At 39.3% G+C, this 21,949-nt stretch carries 15 protein-coding genes; 5 read left to right on the top strand and 10 right to left on the bottom strand.

What is annotated here, in order from left to right:
• Nucleotides 1–88 precede the first annotated feature (88 nt).
• From AAEU28_RS11185 to AAEU28_RS11175, 3 genes are all read right to left on the bottom strand, one after another.
• Nucleotides 89–2,143: a S9 family peptidase gene (locus AAEU28_RS11185; protein WP_421964186.1), complete on the bottom strand. Its 2,055-nt coding sequence runs from the start codon at nt 2,141–2,143 to the stop codon at nt 89–91.
• Between the two features lie 162 nt (nt 2,144–2,305).
• The gene (locus AAEU28_RS11180; protein ID WP_421964185.1) at nt 2,306–3,532 is read right to left on the bottom strand and encodes a threonine/serine ThrE exporter family protein; all 1,227 of its coding nucleotides are present in this window, start codon (nt 3,530–3,532) and stop codon (nt 2,306–2,308) included.
• 126 nt (nt 3,533–3,658) lie between these two features.
• A complete protein-coding gene (locus AAEU28_RS11175) occupies nt 3,659–4,894 on the bottom strand; it encodes a glycosyltransferase family 4 protein (RefSeq protein ID WP_421964184.1) in 1,236 nt (411 codons plus the stop codon).
• Between the two features lie 219 nt (nt 4,895–5,113).
• Between AAEU28_RS11175 and AAEU28_RS11170 the strand changes: the two genes are divergently transcribed.
• The gene (locus AAEU28_RS11170; RefSeq protein WP_421964183.1) at nt 5,114–7,630 is read left to right on the top strand and encodes an alpha/beta hydrolase family protein; all 2,517 of its coding nucleotides are present in this window, start codon (nt 5,114–5,116) and stop codon (nt 7,628–7,630) included.
• An 86-nt stretch (nt 7,631–7,716) separates the two neighbouring features.
• Here AAEU28_RS11170 and AAEU28_RS11165 read toward each other — a convergent pair whose 3' ends face one another.
• From AAEU28_RS11165 to AAEU28_RS11140, 6 genes are all read right to left on the bottom strand, one after another.
• Nucleotides 7,717–8,565, bottom strand: coding sequence for an EamA family transporter (locus AAEU28_RS11165; RefSeq protein WP_421964182.1), 849 nt, complete (start codon nt 8,563–8,565; stop codon nt 7,717–7,719).
• Nucleotides 8,566–8,719: 154 nt separating this feature from the next.
• The gene (locus AAEU28_RS11160) at nt 8,720–9,511 is read right to left on the bottom strand and encodes a class I SAM-dependent methyltransferase (RefSeq protein ID WP_421964181.1); all 792 of its coding nucleotides are present in this window, start codon (nt 9,509–9,511) and stop codon (nt 8,720–8,722) included.
• Nucleotides 9,512–9,606: 95 nt separating this feature from the next.
• Nucleotides 9,607–10,695 carry a methyl-accepting chemotaxis protein gene (locus AAEU28_RS11155; RefSeq protein WP_421964180.1) on the bottom strand — a complete coding sequence of 363 codons (1,089 nt, stop codon included), beginning with the start codon at nt 10,693–10,695 and terminating at the stop codon, nt 9,607–9,609.
• A 72-nt stretch (nt 10,696–10,767) separates the two neighbouring features.
• Nucleotides 10,768–11,607 (bottom strand): GGDEF domain-containing protein, encoded by an 840-nt coding sequence (locus tag AAEU28_RS11150; RefSeq protein WP_421964179.1) that lies wholly within the window; start codon nt 11,605–11,607, stop codon nt 10,768–10,770.
• 48 nt (nt 11,608–11,655) lie between these two features.
• Nucleotides 11,656–12,084, bottom strand: a complete 429-nt coding sequence (locus AAEU28_RS11145) for a DUF3429 domain-containing protein (protein ID WP_421964178.1) — start codon at nt 12,082–12,084, stop codon at nt 11,656–11,658.
• Nucleotides 12,085–12,235: 151 nt separating this feature from the next.
• Nucleotides 12,236–12,709, bottom strand: a complete 474-nt coding sequence (locus AAEU28_RS11140; protein ID WP_421964177.1) for a DM13 domain-containing protein — start codon at nt 12,707–12,709, stop codon at nt 12,236–12,238.
• Between the two features lie 621 nt (nt 12,710–13,330).
• Here AAEU28_RS11140 and AAEU28_RS11135 point away from each other — a divergent pair.
• From AAEU28_RS11135 to AAEU28_RS11125, 3 genes are all read left to right on the top strand, one after another.
• The gene (locus AAEU28_RS11135) at nt 13,331–14,842 is read left to right on the top strand and encodes a sensor domain-containing diguanylate cyclase (protein ID WP_421964176.1); all 1,512 of its coding nucleotides are present in this window, start codon (nt 13,331–13,333) and stop codon (nt 14,840–14,842) included.
• Nucleotides 14,843–14,964: 122 nt separating this feature from the next.
• Nucleotides 14,965–16,368, top strand: coding sequence for a YfcC family protein (locus AAEU28_RS11130; RefSeq protein WP_421964175.1), 1,404 nt, complete (start codon nt 14,965–14,967; stop codon nt 16,366–16,368).
• A gap of 146 nt (nt 16,369–16,514) precedes the next feature.
• A complete protein-coding gene (locus AAEU28_RS11125) occupies nt 16,515–19,025 on the top strand; it encodes an EAL domain-containing protein (RefSeq protein WP_421964174.1) in 2,511 nt (836 codons plus the stop codon).
• Between the two features lie 49 nt (nt 19,026–19,074).
• Here the strand turns inward: AAEU28_RS11125 and hemH are convergent, their stop codons facing one another.
• Nucleotides 19,075–20,091, bottom strand: a complete 1,017-nt coding sequence (gene hemH, locus AAEU28_RS11120; protein WP_421964173.1) for a ferrochelatase — start codon at nt 20,089–20,091, stop codon at nt 19,075–19,077.
• 260 nt (nt 20,092–20,351) lie between these two features.
• On the opposite strand from hemH, the gene AAEU28_RS11115 reads away from it, so the two are divergent.
• Nucleotides 20,352–21,902, top strand: a complete 1,551-nt coding sequence (locus AAEU28_RS11115) for a methyl-accepting chemotaxis protein (protein ID WP_421964172.1) — start codon at nt 20,352–20,354, stop codon at nt 21,900–21,902.
• Nucleotides 21,903–21,949 lie beyond the last annotated feature (47 nt).

The raw sequence follows: 21,949 nt of genomic DNA, 5'->3' as shown, positions 1-21,949 counted from the left end.
TTTTCATCTTTAATAAAACGAATTGAGTGAGACTCATACAAAAAAGCCACCTAAAATAGGTGGCTTTGGTTTAATCTAGAATGCTAAATTACTTTTTAGCTTCTTTTGCTGCTTTTAAATTTGCAGCATGGTCGATTTCATAAGTCGGCATGGTTTTCTTACCTTCAATAAGGTAGTTGTCCATCCAACGCATCAAACGAATGCTGTAGTCATATTGAGCTGCAACTTTACGGTTACCATGACCTTCACCAGGGTAATAAATTAGGCGAACATCTTTACCTTGTACCTTCATGTAACGGTATAGTTCCATTGACTGAGCAGGGTGAACGCGTGGATCATCTTTACCGTGCATGATAAGTAATGGTGTTTCAGACTGACCTGCCCAGTAAATTGGGCTGCGCTCTAGGTACCATTGCCACTTTTCCCAAGGGTATGAGCGGGCATGTACAAGGTACATTTCATTAGAGATGTCAGTTGTGCCAAACTTAGATAGCTGGTTTGTCACACCTACAAACATAACACTTGCTGCGAAGTGTTCAGTCAGTTTAGTCGCGCCCCAAGCTGATGCATAACCACCGTATGAACCACCTGTAATACCAACGCGCTTGCTATCTACTAGGCCCATTTCTACTAAATGGTTTTTCATATCAACTAGATCGTCAAACTCTTTACCTGCGTAGTCGCCTTGACCAAGTTTAGAGTAATCAACGCCTTTACCTGTTGAACCACGGTAGTTCGGGTAGAAAACCGCATAACCTCGTGCTGCACCCATTTGACCTGGATCTGAGTAGCTCGTTAACCAACCATCTTTGTCATGGCTTTCAGGACCGCCGTGAACCGCCATGATCAGTGGGTAGCGCTTACCTTCTTGGTAATCAAGTGGGTAAATTAATACGCCGCCAATCTCAACACCATCACGTGCTTTGAATGAAATATTTTCTTGTTTCGCAAAGCGTTTGTCATTTAACCAATCATTTGAATCAGAAAGGCGTTTTGTCTTTTTACCGCGAAGCATGAAAACTTCGTTCGGGTGCTTGTCAGTATTGCCTCGAAGAACAATGGTCTTATCTGAATCAGATACAGATAGGTTAGATGCAATCAGTTTGCCTTCTTTAACAATCTTCTTGTACTTGTTAGAGCCTACTTTAATTTGACCAACAAAGCTTTCAGCACCCACATTTGCAACAAAGTTTAATGTGTTACGGCGGTTAGCCCACTCGAAATCACCAATGTGTCCCATGAAGTTCGGGATCCACTCTTCAATTTCGCCTGTCTTTGCATTACCTAGATAAAGACGACCAGTTGCAGGATCGTGCTTGTCCTCAGCACCAAGAATGGCAACATAATCGCCTTCGTATGAGAATTCAGCAGCACCTAATTTACCTTCAGTTTTGAAAGACGTGGTGATTTTTTGAGAGGCTACATCCATAACGTGCCATTGAGACTTCATGTACTTGTCGTCAATAAGGGCTGTGGGCTGAGTTTTAACAAGTAACTTGTCACCTTCATCAGAGAAGTTGATGTCGCTTACATAACCTTCAATTTCTACCGCAGCAGGTTTAAGCGCTTTTTCAGATTGCACTAAATCAACAAGGTGTAGTTGTTTGTTTTTTAGACCTAACTCATAAACTTCAGCCATAAAGCCAAGCTTTTTAAGTTCTTTTTCAGTCTTATCTTTAGCAGGCATCGCTAAGATAGCAACTTGTTTGCCATTTGGGTTTAGCTTGTAGCTAGAGATTGAAGTACCATTTAATGATAATACTTTTTGTGACTCACCGCCGTTAGCAGCGATACGGTATAAAGAAGTGAACTTGTCTGTTTTCTTCTTGGTTAGGAAGTAGATGAAGTCACCATCAGCAGACCACTGAATGCTGCGAACACTCACTTTACCTGTGATGAAAGGGCGCTCAACACCTTTGTCATCAACAACATAAAGCTCAGAGTAGTTTGTGCCATTAGCATCAATATAAAGTTCTCTTGGCACTGAGCGTGTAAAAGCAACAAGTTCGCCTTCAGGATCTACCGCTGTTTGGCCAACAGATTGGATTTTAGGAATGTCTTCAATTGTTATTGTGTCATTTGCAAATGCAGACGAGGTAACTAAACCCACTGCAAGTGCAATTGTTGATTTTATTAACTTCATTATATGACCTTGTTGTTCAGTTTTGTTCGCTATTTTATAGTCACAAATAGTGATTTCCAGTGTTTGCGATTAAGCGAGAATAATTAACGACAAGATTTTAAAAGAAGTATTGTTAATTTAATAGAAAAGAAGGCTGCTCAGTTTATGCAGCCTTAATTGTACTTATAAACTTTTCTTTGGTGGTAGCGCCACGTTAGCGAAAATTAAACCCGCAACCAGTGACATGAAAATCAGAAAAGTTTGTTGACCAATTTGGTCTGCATTCACGAAACTTTGGCCTTCAATTAATGAGTTCAAGCCAATGTACGTTTTTGAACCTGGCACCAAAACAATAAGCCCTTGCATAGCCACTATTGAGGCTGGAGCATTCACTACACGGTTAAACAAATTACTAAAAACGCCGACAGCAAATGCACCAACGAATGCACCTATGCTGTAGTCAAAGTAAACCGCAGCACTGATACTTGCCGCATAGGCGATAAAACCTGAAGCAATCGACCAACTTGCATGCTTTAGCTTGGTTCTAAAGATGATAATTAAGCTACTACATAAAAGTAATATAGCTAACCAAGCGGTCCATTTAGGCAGTGCTTCGGGTTGAATAAAGTCAGTTTGCCCGAACAGTGCAAAACCAATGCTAATTCCAAGAAATGCGCCAAAATAAAGTTTAAATAGCAGCATGACAGCATCCATAACACGCGCTGTGCCTGATACCAAATGTCTTGCTGATAACTCAGCAAAGCCTAGTGCTAAAGCGAGGCCTGGAATAAATACAATGATCGATGATAAAACTACGAGTCGTATGTTGACTCCAGGGTCAATGTAGCTACTTACTGCACATGCTGCTATTGCAGCTGCAATGGCAACCAACGGCTCCAACATATGAGTTACGCGTTTAGAGCGGGCTGACCAGAGTACAAACAGAAATACGACAAGTGAAATCAAACCTGACCATAAAACATCATTCCAACTGGTGCCCATTAGCATTGCAAAAGCGGCACCAGAGACCATAAAAGCAAACCCAGTAAACCAATTATTAAACGGGTTCTTGCTTGTATCTATGGTTTCAAGGTTTGCATCAGCTTCTTCAATGCTTAATTCACCAGCCAACATACGAGTTACTACATCATCGGTGTCTGCTAACGAGCCTAAATCATGATCACCAGGTTCGACACGCGCAACATGTGTGTACTCTTCTTCATGACCGTCAGTCCATATAACAAAGGTCACTGAAGTTGGTGACATAACGAAAGACGATTTTAAGTTTAAGTGCGTTGCGACTTCCATTAAGTGCGCTTCAAGTCGATAGGCTGGCGTACCATATTTGTGCAGCATTTTGCCAAGCTTAACGATAAACTTTCTTTTTTGCGTAAAACTAGCTGTGTTCAAGTTTTTAAACCAAATGAGGGTGGTAAAAGTAAATATTAGGTTAACTATAGCCGAAGTTAACCCAACTGGTATGCTTTGTTAGAAACGGTGCGAATTCTAATCACTTTTGATGGTATGTCTAGCAATTTATTGTGAATTATTTTTGTTTTTTGCTTCAATCCACTGCGCCATATATTGTGTACTTTTCATGGTGTGATGTTTTAACATTTGACCCATGAAATTTTGCATTCTGTGCGCCTCTAAATTATCAGCAATATCGACAACTCGCTTAACTAATGACGCTTCTAACTCTTGTTGATTGTAAAAAGACCTCAATAACGCTTCTGAAGCATTTTTACTTTCCTCGTACAGCTTTTTATCTTGGTAAAGCTTTACTGCTGCATCAGCAAACGTCTGGGCGCTATTAGCAATTAAACCAGGCCATGCATGGTCTTCAGTCATGCCTTCGGCACCAATGTCCGTGGTCACACTCGGTGTTTGGTTTATCATCGCTTCTAATAGCTTGCCTTTAATGCCGGCACCAAACCTTAAAGGTGCTAAACATACTCTAGCATTTTGCATGACCTTATTTGCATCTTCCGCCCAGCCTTTAATTAGGAAGCCCGCTTTTGGGTTATGCAAGGCTGTGGCTTTCGGAGGTGGGTATGAGCCGTAAATGTGTAGCTCAGCTTCAGGTAGCTGTTTTTTGATAAGCGGCCAAATTTCTTGTAAGTACAAAACCGCATCCCAATTAGGTGCGTGTCTAAAGTTACCTATGGTCATAAAGTGGGCTCTTTGCTCAAATTCAGGCAAAGACTTTGGCAAATTCTCAAGATTAACCATAAACGGTAGGTGGTGGCATAGGTTCAAATCAACTTTGAAATGAGATTCGAGCAATGACATCTCATAACTGGAGATAATTAAACTCAAATCACAACGTAAAATAGCGGCAATCTCACGTTTGGCAATATCACTTTGTAAATCTGCTAAGGTAAAGTCTCGTTTGCCTTTATGGGCAGTATGTCTTGCTTGTCTGAGGCATTGTAAATCTTCAGTATCTAAGATTTTAACAGCATTAGGGGCAAACTTATCGACTCGCCAACCAAATTGCTCCTCCATCATAAAGCGATCAAACATCACAATATCGGGATTATAATTTGTGATGTAATCATCAAAACTAGAACAATTTAAGGCTATTTTTTTACTGCTGATCCCAAAATCATTTAGGTCAACCATGTGCTCTGTTTGTTGCGAGGGCGTAGCAAACTCAACTTGCCAGTTTTGATTTCGAAACGTCTTCAGTAAAGACATCATATGTGTGCCTGCCGCGGAAGAATTGGGTTCAGGCCATACATAACCAATTACTAAAACACGTTTACTCATTGCACTCTCATAGATGTTGATTTTGGAGGCGCGAAGTCTACCTGAATTTAATCTAAAACTCGACGTTGTACTGTCATTATGAGAGATATTCTAACCGCTTAAGTGTTTTAAATTTTCTGAAATACTCTGCAAATATTGAGTGATTCAAAGTTACGTAAATAGCTGCAATTTTAATGATTTAAGTATATTATTTCGCTACTAATTGATTAGGGGAACAGTATGAATCGCACAATATCGTCTGTATTTGGCGCTTTTTTCGTTACATTGTTAATATCATCTGAAGCCATTGCGAATGCCAACACGATCGGATTCAAGACACCAACGGAAGAGTTTGCGCGCTTAGTCGAAGTGCAATCTACACCAGATATTTTAATGAGCCCAGACAACGACTGGTTAGTTGAGTTGTCACAGCATGCGATTGGTTCATCTAAACAAGTACAACCGCAACTGTCTCTATTTGGTATTAACTTCAACCCATACAATTACTCGCACGCATCACTCAAACGTTATGCTGATATTGAAATACGTCATGTTATTTCGGGTTCTGTGCTTAACATCAATAACTTACCTGAAGGTGAGATTAGAGACGTGCAATGGTCTGCGAATAGTCGTTACTTAAGTCTTGTTTTAGAGCGGGTCAATTCTGCAACGCTATGGGTTTATGACGTTAAGACCAGACGGTTGGAGCAAGTCACTCAATCGACCCTGAATGGTTTCTTAACAACTTCTCCTTACCAATGGTTACCGGATAGCACGGGGTTTGTGGTTAATATTGCTGTGAATCATGGCAAACCCTTATTAAAAGAGCCCGCTGAGCCTAAAAAAGAGCAACGCATTATCATCCCAAATCAAGAAGGCTTAGTTATCACTGAGTACTTTCGTCCTGTAGAGGAAGTTGTTGAAGCGACTCAAAGCGAGCTAATTACAAGCAATGAACTTCAAGTGACGGCGCAACCTGAATCAAACGAAGTGACAAACCAGGTTGATGAAAATGGACAGCCGGCTTCTGAAGAGATTAAACCCGATCCGATTGCCGATCAGTTTAAATTTTTTGCACAAGGTCAACTGATTAAAATCAGCTTAAGCGGACTTGCAAAGCCGATTGGCCAAGCAACCTTTTTAAATCATTTCGATGTGTCTCCTGATTCAACCAATTTAATCGTCAATATGATTGATGACCCCATTACATCTGATAGACCGCTTGAAAACTTTGCTAACGTTTGGCAAGTCTGGGGCATGACAGGTCATGCTTTATATGAATTAGCAGTAAACCCACTCGTTGAAACTTTAGACTCACCCGTTGTACAAAAACATAAGTTCCAGTGGCGTTTAGATAAAGGCGCAACGGTTTTATGGGCTGAAGCTAAACCTGATGGTTCAGATAACTTATTTACTGTCAGTGCACCGTTTCGAAAAGCGCCTAAAGCGTTCGCAATATTAGATTGGAAGCTAGATAAGATAGATTGGTTTAACGACAGTTTGGCATTGCTTACTGAAAAGTCGTTAGATAATAAAAAGCATCGACAAAGCATTATTACTCCGAGAGATGCAGACCAACGTCGTGTTGAATTTAAAACATTCACTGAAGATAAATCTTCTCAAACTTGGCATAAATTTATTAAACAAAGGAATGACTTAGGGACAGAAGCACTTAAAGTCGTTGGAGGTCGATATTTGTTTGTGCATAGCCAACAAATTCAAGGTGACTCTGTCATTCAATTACTAGAACGTTTTGACGCTAAAACAAACAGTAAATCAACTGTATGGCAATCTCAGCCTGAGTTCTCTGAGTCTTTGATTGCACTGCTTGATGATGAAGGCATGCGTTTTTTATTTAGTAAAGAGACTCAGTTGCAGCCTACTAATTTTTTTATCAGTGATTTGACCTTCAACACCTTGGAGCAACTAACGAGAAACATGCATCCAATAGAAGGCTTTATTGGTGTGAAAAAAGAGCAATTGCAATATCGTCGCGCCGATGGTCAAACATTAACGGCAAACTTATACTTACCAAATAACTATGATGCAACTCAAGGTAGCTTACCCGTCTTATTTTGGTTAGGTGATGATATCTACAATAAAAAAGGTGAATTTGTTACGAGCAACCACAAAGATATGGTGGCTTATGTTGCAAAAGGTATCGCAATTCTAGAAAACCCAAGTATGCCAAGTCTAAAAAGCGCAGCCTCAAGTGCAGCATTTATGACAGATTTGAAGTCTAGCTTCAAAGCAGCTAAGGATGCGTTAATTGCAAAAGGGGTAGCTGAACTTGGCAAAATATCAATCGCTGGTCATGGAGCGGGTGCAACGCTTGCTTCACTTGCATTGGCAAACACGGATTACTTTTCATCAGGCATTTTAAGAAGTGGTCAATATAATGTGACTATGTCGAGTAAAGGGTATTTAGACAGTGATGAGGCTTATTGGCAAAAGGCGTCTTTGTTTAGTGGTGTATCTGCTTTTAACTCTGTAGATAAAATTAATGTCCCGATTCTGATTATCCACGGTAAAGATGATGATAAGGCGACAAAACTACAAGCCGAGTTGTTATATCAAACCTTATTGAGTTTAGATAAAGAAGCACGCTTGGTATTACTTCCGAATGAATCACATGAGTATCAATCAATAGAAGCTATTTTACATGTGTTATGGGAGCAAGAGCAGTGGCTAGAAAAGTGGGTGATGCCAAAGCCAGAAGATTATCTTTTAAATAATACTAACTTCCAAGAGTACTAAAATTAAACAGAATAAAGCCGGGGACGACCTCGGCTTTATTCTAGAACTAGACTGTTAAAATTTAAGTTGCTCTACAAATCTTAAATTTAGTGTTTTTCTTTATTACCCAATGAGCTGCCCACTGAGGCAATAATAATCATAAACACAGCGAACCACTGCCACACCGTTAAAAGTTCTCCTAAGATAATAAGTCCAGCTACAGCGGCAACGGCAGGCTCTAAACTCATCATGATACTGAAACCTTGTGCAGGCATATTTCTAAGCGCAACCATCTCTAAACTATAGGGGAGCGCACTTGATAAAATACCTATCATAATACCCAGTGGGATAAGCTCCCAATTCAATAATGCAGCACCTTGTGAGGCTGCACCATATGGCACTAATACGAGTGCTGAAACAGCCATTCCAATTGCAACGGTTGCGCCACCTGAGCCTTGATTACCGGTTTTCTTACCAAATAAAATATAACCCGCCCAAAATCCACCTGCGACTAGGGCAAGTATTACGCCTATTGGGTCGAGCCCTTCTTGAGTGCTCATATCAGGGAGCAGTAATACAATACCTGCAATGGCAAATAGTACCCATAAATAGTCACGTTTTCGTTTTGATGAGAATAAAGCAACCGCAAGGGGACCGGTAAATTCAAGGGCAACACCTATCCCAAGCGGTATTCGCTCAATGGCGTAATAAAAAGTGATATTCATGCCGCCTAAACAAAGGCCATAGACGACAATTGGCCCCCATTTTTTTGGCACGTGTCGCCATGGTCTAAAAATAAGACATAAAATTAGGGCTGAGAAACCAAGTCTATAAGCAGTAGTACCTTCAGGCCCAACATAAGGGAAGAGTTGTTTGGCAATAGATGCACCTGATTGAATGGTGATCATTGCACACAGTAAGCAAGCCACCGCGAAAAGCAAATCTCTATTTGCCATTGGTTATGTTTACTCTCATATTAAATCAGAGCCGTAGTCTAATCGTGAAATTAACTTTGCTCAATAGGCTTGTATACATTATTCATAGCTTTTGCGGTGAGCATCTATTTTTCTAACATACTGTTTTCTTGAGGGAGATTAATAATCACATTTTTTACAAAGTTTCGCTTTTTAAATATGCCATCCAATCGTCATGGTGCTTTTTCATATTTTTATGCTTTTTAGAGTTTGTATGCGCGAGCTTGTCTTTGTCTGTAAGAAATGGGCCTGCGCGACAGAAGCTGCAATGATTATCTAAAAGGTAATGCGGCCGATTAAGGTGAGGAAGTTCGTCGGATGTTGTTTTTGCAGACCACACATAACTGATCCCACTGGTGTCTTTTACATGCTTATCTCTATCAACATTTCTTATCTTATAACCAGGGAAGTCATTGATATTAAATATACTTTGACCTAGATAGTTAATATCTAAGCCCTGTGTCAGTGACGATTCTAAATCCCACTCACAATAAGGTTTCACATCTTTTGAGGTAATAAAGCATAACATGGGCCCAGCAGGGTCAAGTACGTACTTATGCGCGTAGTGTATATATAATCTTAATAAGCGCCTGTTTAAGGTATTTACTGACAGACTCTGCTGTTTAAAATCATCAAAATTAGAAAATGCCGGAATTAATGGAAATTGAAATATCACCACATCGATGCTTTTGCTAGCAATCCTTTTCCATGAGCCCGGTTCAGTGACATCAAATTCTGTTAATACTTTGACTTGTTTTTGTTTTAAAGCATTGAGCGCATTATCTTTATATTTATCGAGCAATACAGTTTCTGAATCATATACGCTGGCAATAAGCTGTGAGCGAGGAAATTGTAAAGAGAGTGCGTGGGAAAAACTGAGATCGCCATCACCGACGGTCAAAATACGCCACTGTTTATTTAGTTTCATAACTACAATGTATAAATAACAATGGCGTGATTATATATTTTATGGCCTCAAGATACGAGGCTCGTCATCTTCTTCTAGAGGTTCTGGAGAAGCTATTAAGCTTGCCTAGCTAATTCATCTAGTAAAGACATAACTTCAGCAGATGCTTGTTCCATCAGATTTAGTTTTTGAATACAACCCTGCTTGTTTCCTTGAGCAAATAAGTTCATTGCTTCAACGCCAGTGGTATGAACCTGCTTGTGAGGAGCATCAAGGCGTTTAAATGCACTCAAATCACTAAACTTTTTATGACCCTCAGAATTCATCCACGTTCCGAGACGACAACTTGCATGATCAGCAAATGCTGAAATGGGCTGTGAATTTAACCCAATAAGATGGTTGTATACATCAGACTTCCACACAACATGGTCTAGCTTTACAGTTTGCACAAACGTCTGTGTGGTTGCATCCATGATGGTGTTTTTCATCGAACCACAACTACCCACTATGCTTGAATAATCATTGTTTAGCTGCGCGATACTTTCGGATAAATCGTGGTTTGAACTTTGGATCACATTAACTGCGTTTACCGTTTGTTGCGTAGTATCCATGATTTGTTTAACAAGGTCTGAAACTTCGTTTGCTGACTCATTGGTATTGTTCGCAAGCGCACGAACTTCATCAGCTACGACGCTAAAGCCACGACCAGCCTCACCGGCGCGTGCAGCTTCAATTGCAGCATTAAGTGCCAGTAAGTTAGTTTGATCAGAAATCTTAGAGATAGTGGTAACGAACGTATTGATGTTATCGGCCATTTGCGACAAACCAGAAATATTGGTTGTCATGGTCGCCATATTCTCGGTCAGCCCATCCATACCTGATAAAATATTAGTCAAAGATTTTTCTGAAGTTTCGAAAATTGAATTGATGTTATTAATAGACTGGCTTTCTTGTTCTATTGAAGTAAAACTCTGACTTACAGTTTCTCTGATATCTCGAACTTGAGATAAACCATTAATAGCACATTGAAGGAGTTGGTTATCGGTGTTCTCATTGAGTTGAGCCTGGGTTTCGACTAGCAATTCGTTAAGGTTATCATTCTCAGATTGAAGCTTTTCGTTGTCTTGCTGTAAAAACTGTACTTGTTGACGTAATGCCTGAAGTTCTTGTTCTTGCTGTTGATTATTAAATAAGTTACCGAACACAGCGATTCCCTCACAAATAGAAATTAGTATTAGACTATCAGCATGATCTTAAAAGTGCCAGAAATAAGCGCACTAAGTTCTTGGTCTTTGACGAATTATTTTGTGTGATTTATCAGAATACATGGCTGAGTCGGCACGGTGCATAATCTCATCTGGAGACTCTTTAGACGTTATCTGAGCCATGCCGATACTGACTCCTACACCGAACTCAAAAATATGCTCTATTAATTTTTCCCTCAACATTTCAAGGTTTTCAGGAGGTGTTTTGCTAAAAGCGACAAATTCATCTCCCCCAAGCCTAAAACAGTTATCATTGCCAAATTCGGATTGCAAAGTATTGGAAATTAAAATTAGTATTTTATCACCTGTTTGATGACCATATGTATCATTAGCAGACTTAAAATTATCAAGGTCAAAATAAAGTAAATAAGGATATTTGTTACTCAATGCCGTAAAGTTTTCAAAGCAAGATTTTCTGTTACCGAGTTGGGTTAGGTGATCATGATTGGCTTCAAAGCTTAATTTTTCTTCGAGCTTTTTTCGCCGTGTAATCTCGTTATTTAGTTTATTGATGATTTTTCTTTCGTGATGAATAACGTTGTAGAGCACCACACAAGTTAAAATCAGGCCAATCTTTTTTAGTGAGGTATCAGCGACCAACAGCGGGAGTGTGTCTTTGCTTAGAATATCATCGAGTACATCTAGGAATAATCCAACACAGTACATTCCCCAAGCGACGATTAAAAAGCGATTACTGACATACTGGGCGCCATAACCGATTAATAAACCGGTGCAAGAAAACCAAAATAATTCTTCGAATGCATCTATGTCTATACCTGGTCTTTTTAGAAGCAAAATGGCTAGGCACAAAGTAGTGATTATTATAAAGGCATAAAAATGTTTAATCTTCATCTGCTACATCTAGTTTAAGTCATATACTACATATAGCAGATTTAAGGCTTATATGTTGCTAGAAAGTTCAATTTGTTGTGCAATCATAAATAAATGACTGACAAACAATACTGAAGTGAGTACAAAACGCATTTTGTGGTAATCCTTATGATAGGATTGCCACGCTGGCATACCTCGCTCGAAGAGCAAGATTAGTGGGTAACAAATAGCTAAATAGGCTAGGGTAATTGTTGTATTCGCAAAAGCCAGTAAAGGAAAGGGGATAATAAGTAAAACGGCCATTACAGCATGGGTAATGCTTTGCTCTCCTGGGCGCCACATTACACCAGCGCAGAAGGCTGAAATACCAAGGCTATAAAATGTAAATGCTTGTATAAGCATTTCGTTACTTCCAAGTATTAAGCTGCCAAATATACATGCTAAAAATGGTAAAACACCATAATAACCAAGTTGTACATGATTTGAGAAAGAGTGCATGAAGATCCGAAAATTTATTTTTACTAATTCAGTATAATACCAGTTTTATAGAGAACTAGATCAATCATAGTCGTTTTCTGTGCGCAGAATGATTGGAGCATGAAATCAGAACCAGTATTTAAAAATTTTCTATAAATAACGAAAAGCATTTCTAGCCTTGTTTGTAATTCGCAGCAGTAATAAACTCTTGGAAAGCTTCACACCAAATGACAACATTGGAATATTCACTAATATCAACGTTTTTTGGCACTTCTAAAATAAAACCATTGAATGATTTAACTTCACCCACTCTAACCATTAGTTGTTTATGTTGAAGAAACTGAGGCTCATCTTCTACAAAAATTGGTGATAGATAAACTTGATAATCTGGGCCTGGAGAGAGTGTACCTTGAAAGACAATATTTTTTTCGGAGAGCGAAAAAGTGCCTTCTCCAAAGTGAAGGAAGTCTGAACCACTTAGGGATTCAGGGATAATCGCTTGGTATTTTGTATTTAATGTCGCGGTAGCAAATTCGAGCATGCTAGGCGTTGGCGGAGCCATTAAAGTGGGCAACATATATATGCCGCTGACAAAACCAGACAGATAGATTAATACGGCTAATAGTAAAAATTTAAGTTTATTCAAAACGCGACCAAAAATTATCTTTTTTGCAAGTATAGTCGCAAGTTTCCCATCTAGCTTAAATATGGAAGAGCAGAATTGAATTTCTTCGATTCAAATACCTATGTAGTTCCTAATGTTTCTTTTTTTTATTTTTATCTTTTTCTGGCACTATACAAAAGCCAAGAGAAGAAACAACATAGACTAGGATTAATGAATTACCTATAATCAAAACATGCTTATCACTGACAAGTAGCCATAAAGTGGCGAGCAATACACAAGCAACAGTAAGATGAGTAGTAAGGGCTTTGAGTTTACTGCGAACCATAAAAATCAGCACAAATTAAGATATTGAAATTATACCGATGTCAGATAGAAAAAACGACTAACTTATTTTTGGTAAATAAAATGTTATCTGAATCAATTTTTTGAGGTTCTTGATGTTTTTTATTGTTATAATTGGTATATAAAATTTAAAACATAAAGTTGATTTAGATTAATGATTTATTTTTTTCTAAGCGTAACTTTGTAATGTTGGGTTTGTATTTACACTTTTAACCATTAGAGGTTCATTTGGTTAATGTTTTTGGTGCCTTCAGGCGACTTGATTTAAAACGCTTAGTTTTGATATTGGCTTTTTTCGGTGTGCTCCTAACACTCGGAAACGCACTTTTTGCTGTCTACAAAGTTCAAAAAGACTTGATAGTCAACGACACCTTAGACGCAAATAGAGTCTATGCTAGTAAAATAGCCAATGTAACAGACCTTTTTTTGGGTTCAGTGTTATCTCAGCTCGAATATACTTCTGAGTCTTTAAAAGATAACCATGATGACCCCACTGTTTTACAAATTGAGCTAGCGCGTTTGTTAAAACAAACCGACAGTTTTAATGCAACCATCTTTGTTGATAAAAATGGCAAAGTGCGTGCCGTTTCTCCCTCATCTCTGAACTTAGTCAATACCTATATTGAAGGCGAGAAAGCACTAGAACCATTAACTAGACAACAAACTTATATATCAGAACCTTTCTTGTCTCCGGTCGGCAATTTAATCGTCAGTATCACTTCACCTGTGTTTGACAGTCAAAAAAGATTTGTAGGTTTTGTAGGTGGCGCTATTTATCTTCAAGAAAAAAATATCCTCAATCAAATACTTGATAAACACCATCATAATGATGATTCTTACACATATGTTGTCGACCAAAATGGCCACATTATCTTTCATAAAGATGTAACAAGAATAGGTGAGAAGATAATTAATAACCAAATAGTTGATGCGGTTTTGGCTGGTATATCAGGTAGCATGATTGCAGCTAATTCACAAAGCCAAAAAATGTTGGCGGGATTTGCCCCGGCTAAGCTACCAAATTGGGGGGTTGTGTCACAAAGCCGCAAGTCAGCAACGTTGGATAAGGTTTCGAATACTATCGTTGATGTTCTGTTGAGCACACTACCACTTATTGTTCTGACTTTACTTATTATTCTGTTGTTTGGAACTAAGATAGCCCAACCATTAGCAAGCTTAGCTCAGGCGTTAAAAGAAGAAGGTCTCGATAGTAAGTTTGACGCCAATAAAATCAATACTTGGTATTTTGAAGCCGATTATTTAAAACAAGCATTCTTATCAAGCCATAAACGTATTGAACAAACAATTCACAGACTTGATCAAGACAGACAAAAAGACCAATTAACTCAATTGCTAAACCGCCGAGGTATGGAAAATTCGATATCGTACTTCGTAGCAAATGAACAAGCTTTCTCAGTACTCGCACTAGATATAGACCATTTTAAGCGAGTAAATGACACCTATGGGCACGATGTTGGCGACATTGTCATTAAAGAGTTTGCAGCACTTATGCAAAATTGTGCCCGAGAGCAAGATCTAGTCTGTCGCTCAGGCGGAGAAGAATTTTTGATCTTTTTGCCAAATGTAGAGCTAGATGTCGCATATAAAATCGCTGAAAGGCTTAGGCTTAGCATTGCTGACTTTAAGTTTCAGCAAGTTGGTAACGTGACGACCTCGATAGGCATATCTCATTGGCCTAACTTGAGCGAAGACATAGATACCGTGTTAAAGCAAGCTGATAGAGCGCTTTACAGTGCCAAAGAAGCAGGAAGGAATCGCACGCACATAGCAGAGCAAGCTTACTCAAACTAGACGTCTTCAATGCCTGTTTTCATTTGTTGACATCTTGCAGGTGAATAATGGCGCTGATTTAGGTATTATGCGCGCTCCAGACTACTCGAGAGTCTCAGATTTATAAGAATAGGAGCGTGTAAATGGGTAATTTAAAAGTACCCCATACCTTGATTTTGTTATTGGGCATGATGGTTGTAGCTTTATTTGCAACCTGGGTTGTGCCACAGGGCTTTTTTGAAACAAGTACGACTGAGTCAGGTCGTCAAATGGTTGTGGCAGGCACTTATGCGCAGGTTGCAGACAAAACTTATCTCACCCCATGGGATTTACTAACTTCTATTCCACGCGCTTTTGCTGCGGCGCAAGATGTCATTTTCTTTGTATTAATTGTGGGTGGTGTACTCGCAATCGCCCGTGCAACAGGCACAGTTGATGCGCTAATCGGTCGCCTTTTAGAAAAACATGGCACTAAACCACAACGTCTTATCTTTATGGTTGTATTTTGTTTTGCGCTTGCTTCTAGTGCAATCGGTACCGCGGGTGAATACATTCCTTTTGTATTAATTCTAGTAGGCCTTTGTAAGGCAATGCGTCTTGATGCAATGACAGCAGTAGGTATGATTGTAGCGGGTTATGGTATCGGTTACGGTGTATCAGCATTTAACCCATTCACGGTACTCATTGCTCAACAAATTGCTGAAGTGCCTCAATATTCAGGTGTTTGGCTACGTTTTGCTATTTTCATTCCATTTGTTTTAATCGGTTTCCACCATGTTTGGAGCTACTCTAAAAAAGTGTACGAAGATCCAAGCAAATCAATGATGATCGGTGTGCCTTGTCCTTTAGAAGGTCAAGAAAAACCATCTTACCCGCAATTAAATAAACGCCACCAGATGATCTTAGGTAGCTTCATCATTACGCTTGTGATTGCAATCTGGGGTATTTCAACAAAGGGCTGGTATTTAACACAATTAGGCGGTGTTTTTATCGCTTGGGGTGCTGTGGTTGCAGTATTAGGTAAGTTATCTGCAGACGAAACTGCAAATCGTTTTATTGAAGGTGTGTCAGACCTAGTTACGACTGCAATCTTAATCGGTGTGGCCCGAGGTATCGCATTGGTATTGGAAGATGGTCAAATCTTACACACATTAGTTCATGCGATGTCTTTACCGCTTTCTTACGTGGGTGCTGAAGTGTCAGCGGTGGGCATGTTAATCATCCAAACTTTATTAAATACCTTTATACCATCAGGTTCAGGGCAAGCCTATGTGACTATGCCATTGATGGCACCATTAGGCGATTTAGTTGGCGTACCACGCCAGGTTGCAGTACTTGCGTATCAGTTTGGTGATGGCTTCTCAAATATGATCATCCCAACAAATGCCGTATTAATGGGTATTTTAGGCATGGCGGGTGTACCTTACACGCACTGGTTCAGATTCTGTTTGCCACTTATGCTTAAACTTATGGCAGCAGCATCAACCGTACTCGTTTTAGCCGTAATATTTGGCTATGGTTTAGATGTTCAGCCTGTAATTCAATAACCACACCGTTTAAAATTGCTGCAATAATTCATTGTTGCAGCAATTTATCTGCATTTTTTTGATCTCACTACAAAACACTTCAAAACACTTCCATTATTATTACGATTCGTGCATTTTGTATATACGTCGTTTAATTAGTGGATCACATGACACTTTCTTTTAGCCATTTTTACAGTCTTGAGAATAGCCAAGCTAGGTATGAACAAGCCATTCAGATGATGTTTGAAGAGCTAACTCCTGTTCATTGCCTAATCGGCCAATTTGTTAATGGAAGAACTCAAGTACAAACAGTTTGTTATGCTAAGGACGGCGTTTTACAACCAAATATTACTTATGACCTTGCTGGTACGCCGTGCAATGATGCGCAAGATAGTGAAGGGGTCTGTATGCTTAATCATTGTCTTAAAGAGACTTATGTTGATGATGAATTATTAAGAGTTTTAAACATCAATAGTTATGCAGGTGTCACCTTACGTGCATTAGATCATACACCTATTGGCATAATGGTTTGTATGTACGAAGATGAAAGGCTATTAACCGACAGTCAGCAATCGTTTTTAAAAGAGTTAAGTTACATCGTTGGTGCAGAATTAAACCATAACTTAGAAATGGCTTCTCAAGATTTGATTTTAAAGCAGCTTGCAAAAGGTGAGCGCATTGCAAAATTAAGCTCTTGGAATTGGCATTTAGAACAAGATAAGCACTGGTTTAGTAAAGAAATGCGCCATCTCATTGGCAAGCATCATGATATTGAATTAAGCCTAGATTGCTTTTTAGAGTGTTTAGAGCAAAGAGACAAAGAGCGACTCGAAGACCTGCTCTTGCTTTTAAAGCGCGGGGACATTGAGCAAGTTGATACCACAGTACGTCATAAGTTGTTGTCTAAGCGCAAAGGTCTGATGCGCATTATTGGGCATATCGAAAACGAAACAGGTCCTATATCTGAACGTGTTTTTACTGCTACAGTGCAAGACATATCTCAAATCAATGCACTTACAAAGCAACTAGAATTAACCAATGTGGTGTTCGAACACGCCACAGACGCTATTATGATCACAGATCATGAAAATAAAATCATCATGGTCAACAAAGCATTTGAGGATTTGACGGGTTATAAAGGTTTTGAACTAATGGGCCAAGATCCCGGTGTTCTTTCGTCAGGTCAGCAAAGTAAACAGTTTTACAAAAAGATGTGGCATGCGCTAGAAACTTCGGGTACCTGGAAAGGTGAAATTTTTAATCGACGTAAAAATGGTCAAATTTTTCCAGAAGAATTGACTTTAAGCGTTGTTAAAGATGAATTAAATCAACCCACAAATTATGTCGCGATATTCAGAGACATCACTGAATGGAAGCGTAATGAAGCCCAATTAACGTTTTACGCAAATCATGAACCGCTCACAGGCCTGACCAATCGTCGCTCATTTTTAGAGAATTTAGAGCAAGTTATTTCGGAAAACCGCGCGAAGAAAAAAGAGTCTGTTGTTTTATTTATTGGCTTAGACAGGTTTAAAGAAGTCAACGACGTTTATGGTTCTGAGATTGGGGATAATGTTCTATTATCTGTGGCTAAGCGAATAAAAAATGGTGTGCGCAGGCAGGATATTGTTTGTCGTTATGGCGGTGATGAATTTGCTATTCTACTCCAGAACAGCGGCATAGATAATGCGATGCTTGTGGCTGAAAAAATTCAGTCTAAAATATCACTTCCGTATGTTTTTAATGAATTGTCAGTAGAGATCACTGCGTGTATTGGTGTAGCAGAATTAGCATCAAATCAACCTTTGACTGCATCAACTTTAATCAGTCATGCAACGCATGCTCTGGGCTCTGCAAAGAAAACGTCACCAGGTCAAATTGCACTATACAACGAAGCCATTCAAAATGCTTATCTGCAGAAAATACATCTCAGAGACAAACTCAAAGAGGCCATAAAATTCCAACTCCTTTCAGTACACTACCAACCTATCATTGACTCTACAACAGGGAATATTCGCAAGTTCGAAGCACTTGTGCGATGGTCAGATAGTGAGTTAGGTGCTATATCACCCGGGCAGTTTATTCCAATAGCTGAAGAGTTTGGTCTTATCCATCAAATTGGTCAGTTTGTACTAGAAAAGAGCTGTAAAGACTTGGCTAAAATGCACAGTCAAGGCCATACACATATCTCAATTTCGATTAATCGTTCGGTCAATGAATTTAAAGCAAGTAACGATCAATATAAACAGATTATCAACGCGATTGAAGAAAACCACCTCCCTTATCATGCATTAACGATTGAAGTGACTGAATCTGTAGCTGCCAATCAATATACATGGCAAGTACTGGGTGAGCTTCAAAAGAAAGGTGTGCAAATTGCGCTAGATGACTTCTGTACCGGTTATTCTTCTTTAAGCCATTTATTAAAGAGTCAGGTTGATTTCGTCAAAATTGATAGGTCTTTCATCGATACTTTGATAGACGATAAAAAGAAGCAAGCTATGGTTAAGTACCTTGTCGAGCTAGGTGATGACATTGGCACACAGTTAATTGCCGAAGGCGTTGAACAAGAAGCCCAAGTCAACATGCTTAAGCAATTTGGTTGTCATAATGTGCAGGGGTTCTTTTATAGTCCCGCACAACCGATATCGGTTTGTTTAGATATGCTTGACAAATAGCAGTCAAAGTTAGGCACTCAATAGAATGAGTGCCTGTTTATTTTCGTGTTTATAAATTTGGTTTTAACACATCATATAATGCGTCAATATGATCATCTCTGTCGTTTAACGCAGCAATGTAACGATACTTTTCACCACCCGCTTCTTCGAAAATCTCTCGATTTTCTTCTTCAAGTTCTTCGAGTGTTTCTAAACAGTCAGCACTGAATGCTGGACTGATAATGGCAATATCTTTGATGCCTTCTTTAGGAAAAGACTCTAGGGTTGCATCTGTGTATGGTTTTAACCATTCAGCTTTACCAAAGCGGCTTTGGAAAGTCGTCATTACTAGGTCTTTATCTAAACCTAATTTCTCAACCACTAAGCGCGTGGTTTGATGACATAGACAGTGATACGGGTCGCCATGATCTAAAAACTGCTTTGGCATCCCATGATATGAGAATACAATTTTTTGAGGCGTGCCATTTTTATCTAGGTCTTCTTGAATACTATTAGCTAGAGACTCAATGTAAAGCGGGTTTGTGTGATAACCATTGATGAAATGTAATTCAGGTACCCAGCGCCATTTCTTTAATACATTTGCAATTGCGTCAAAAGTAGAACCCGTTGTTGGACTTGAATATTGTGGGTACAAAGGAAATACAATAATCCGGGTTATACCTTTATCTCTGAGTTTTTCTAAACCCGCTTCGATTGAAGGGTTGCCATAACGCATCGCAAGCTCGACCTCTACGTTATGATTATTTGCCTTTAACTTCTCGGCGATTTTGTCTGCTTGCTGCTGAGAAATATGAATAAGTGGTGAGCCGTTTTCAGTCCAAATACTTGCATATGCTTTGGCTGATTTCTTTGGGCGAACTCGTAAAATAATGCCATGAAGGATCATTAACCATATTAGGCGCGGTATCTCGACAATTCTGGGATCAGATAAGAATTCGGCCAAATAAACACGTAAGGCTTTAGGCGTTGGTGCATCCGGGCTACCTAAGTTGGTTACCAAAATACCAGTCTTTTTATTAAAACGACCCTCATGCGGGTTGTCAGTGATCGCAGAAAAACGAGACACAAAATGCTCCTTTATAAATTACCATTCTTTAAAAAAGTGAGACGGTGTTGAGAGTGGAAGATTTTACAAGATTTTCAATACGTTCGACACCAAAAACAGGATCATTCTTGTGTCAGAACAAAGTACAGATTTTTTTATAGTCATTTAGTATTAAATTTCGGTTCATTTATTAAATATTGTTTGCGTAATAAATAATTTATTAGTAGATTTCGTGCCCCGAAATCAATCTAAATTCTACTGTTTTACATTAGAGGGGCATAATGAGAAACAACCAGCCAATTACTGCAAATCGCAAATCCTTTTCTTCTGATGTGAAATTAATCTCTGTTACAGACTTACAAGGTAACATTACAGAGTGTAATGACGAATTCGTTACTATTAGTGGTTTCAGTAGAGAAGAGTTGATTGGTCAACCCCATAATATTGTTCGTCACCCTGATATGCCGGAAGTGGCATTTAAAACCATGTGGGCAGAATTAAAACAAGGTAAGCCTTGGATGGGCTTGGTTAAAAACCGTTGTAAGAATGGTGATTTCTACTGGGTTGATGCCTACGTTACCCCTGTCACAGAGCATGGCAAAGTAGTCGGGTACGAGTCGGTCAGAAGTGTACCGAATGAATCAGCAATTAAACGCGCTGAAATTATTTACGCTCAAGCGAAACAGAATAAAAGCGGGTTTAACTTCCGCGTCGATACTTATTACGCAGCACTCGCCGTTATTTTGGCTTTATGTGTGGCTGCATTTATTTCAGGTTATCAAGTCGCGGCTTTTGCCTCTTCTATTCTTGCCACTATTTTAACCATAGTCCTAAAAAGCAAACAAAAGAACTACTATTTCAAAGCATTAAGTAATGAGCTATCGAGCAGTTTTAGTGATGACATTTCTAAGAATGTTTATTCTACGTACCCAAGTGATATTGCTGACTTACATGTACGAATCCTGAGTGAGCGAGCGCACTTAGACACCGTTGTTACCCGTATCGCTGATGCGGCAAAGCATGTATCTAAAGGAGCGAACTCCTCTTTAGCTATGGCGCAAAATGCCAATACACAATTAGTACAGCAGCAATTACAGACAGAGCAAGTCGCAACAGCCATGAACGAAATGAGTATGACGATTAACGATGTGTCGGGTCATGTTCAAGCAACGGCTGAGCAAGCAGGTCAATCACACGATCTTGCAACACAAAGTGCTGAATACAGCGAGCAAACTAAGTGTGCAATTGAGTCATTAACGAATACTGTGTTAAACATCAAGCAATCTGTAGAAGGCGTATCAAAGCAAACTTCACGTATTGCAGATGCGGCTCAGTTCATTGAACAAATCGCGGAGCAAACAAACTTGTTAGCTCTAAATGCTGCGATTGAAGCTGCTCGTGCCGGTGAACAAGGTCGAGGCTTTGCAGTAGTTGCCGATGAAGTTCGCAGTCTTGCTCAAAGAACGCAGCAATCTACTCAAGAAATACAAGGTATTATTAACGAATTATCTCAAAGTACAGCGCATGCGGTTGTCGTCGCTGAACAAGGTGAGCAAGAATCTCAGCAGGGCATGGCACACTTGCTACAAAGCAGCGATATGTTGGTTCAAATCAATGAATCAATTGATAAAATTAATGATATGTCACTGCAAATTGCAGCAGCCATCGAAGAGCAAGCGAATGTTTCTGAAGATATAAACCAACAAGTTGTGAATATTGCCTCATTAGCGGGTGACAGTTTACACAGCGCTACAAGTGTTGAACAAGCTAGCCAAACACTCACGCAAGTATCTCAAGATATGGTTGAATTAGTGGTGCGTTTCAAACGTTAAACACGACATTAAACAGTTGCTATATCAACCCTGATAATAAGCGCGTC

This window comes from Pseudoalteromonas sp. SS15, assembly GCF_049257195.1.
In the GTDB taxonomy this organism is placed as follows: domain Bacteria; phylum Pseudomonadota; class Gammaproteobacteria; order Enterobacterales; family Alteromonadaceae; genus Pseudoalteromonas.
The sequence above is the reverse complement of the archived record's forward strand: the minus strand, read 5'-3'. Positions and strand labels throughout refer to the sequence as shown.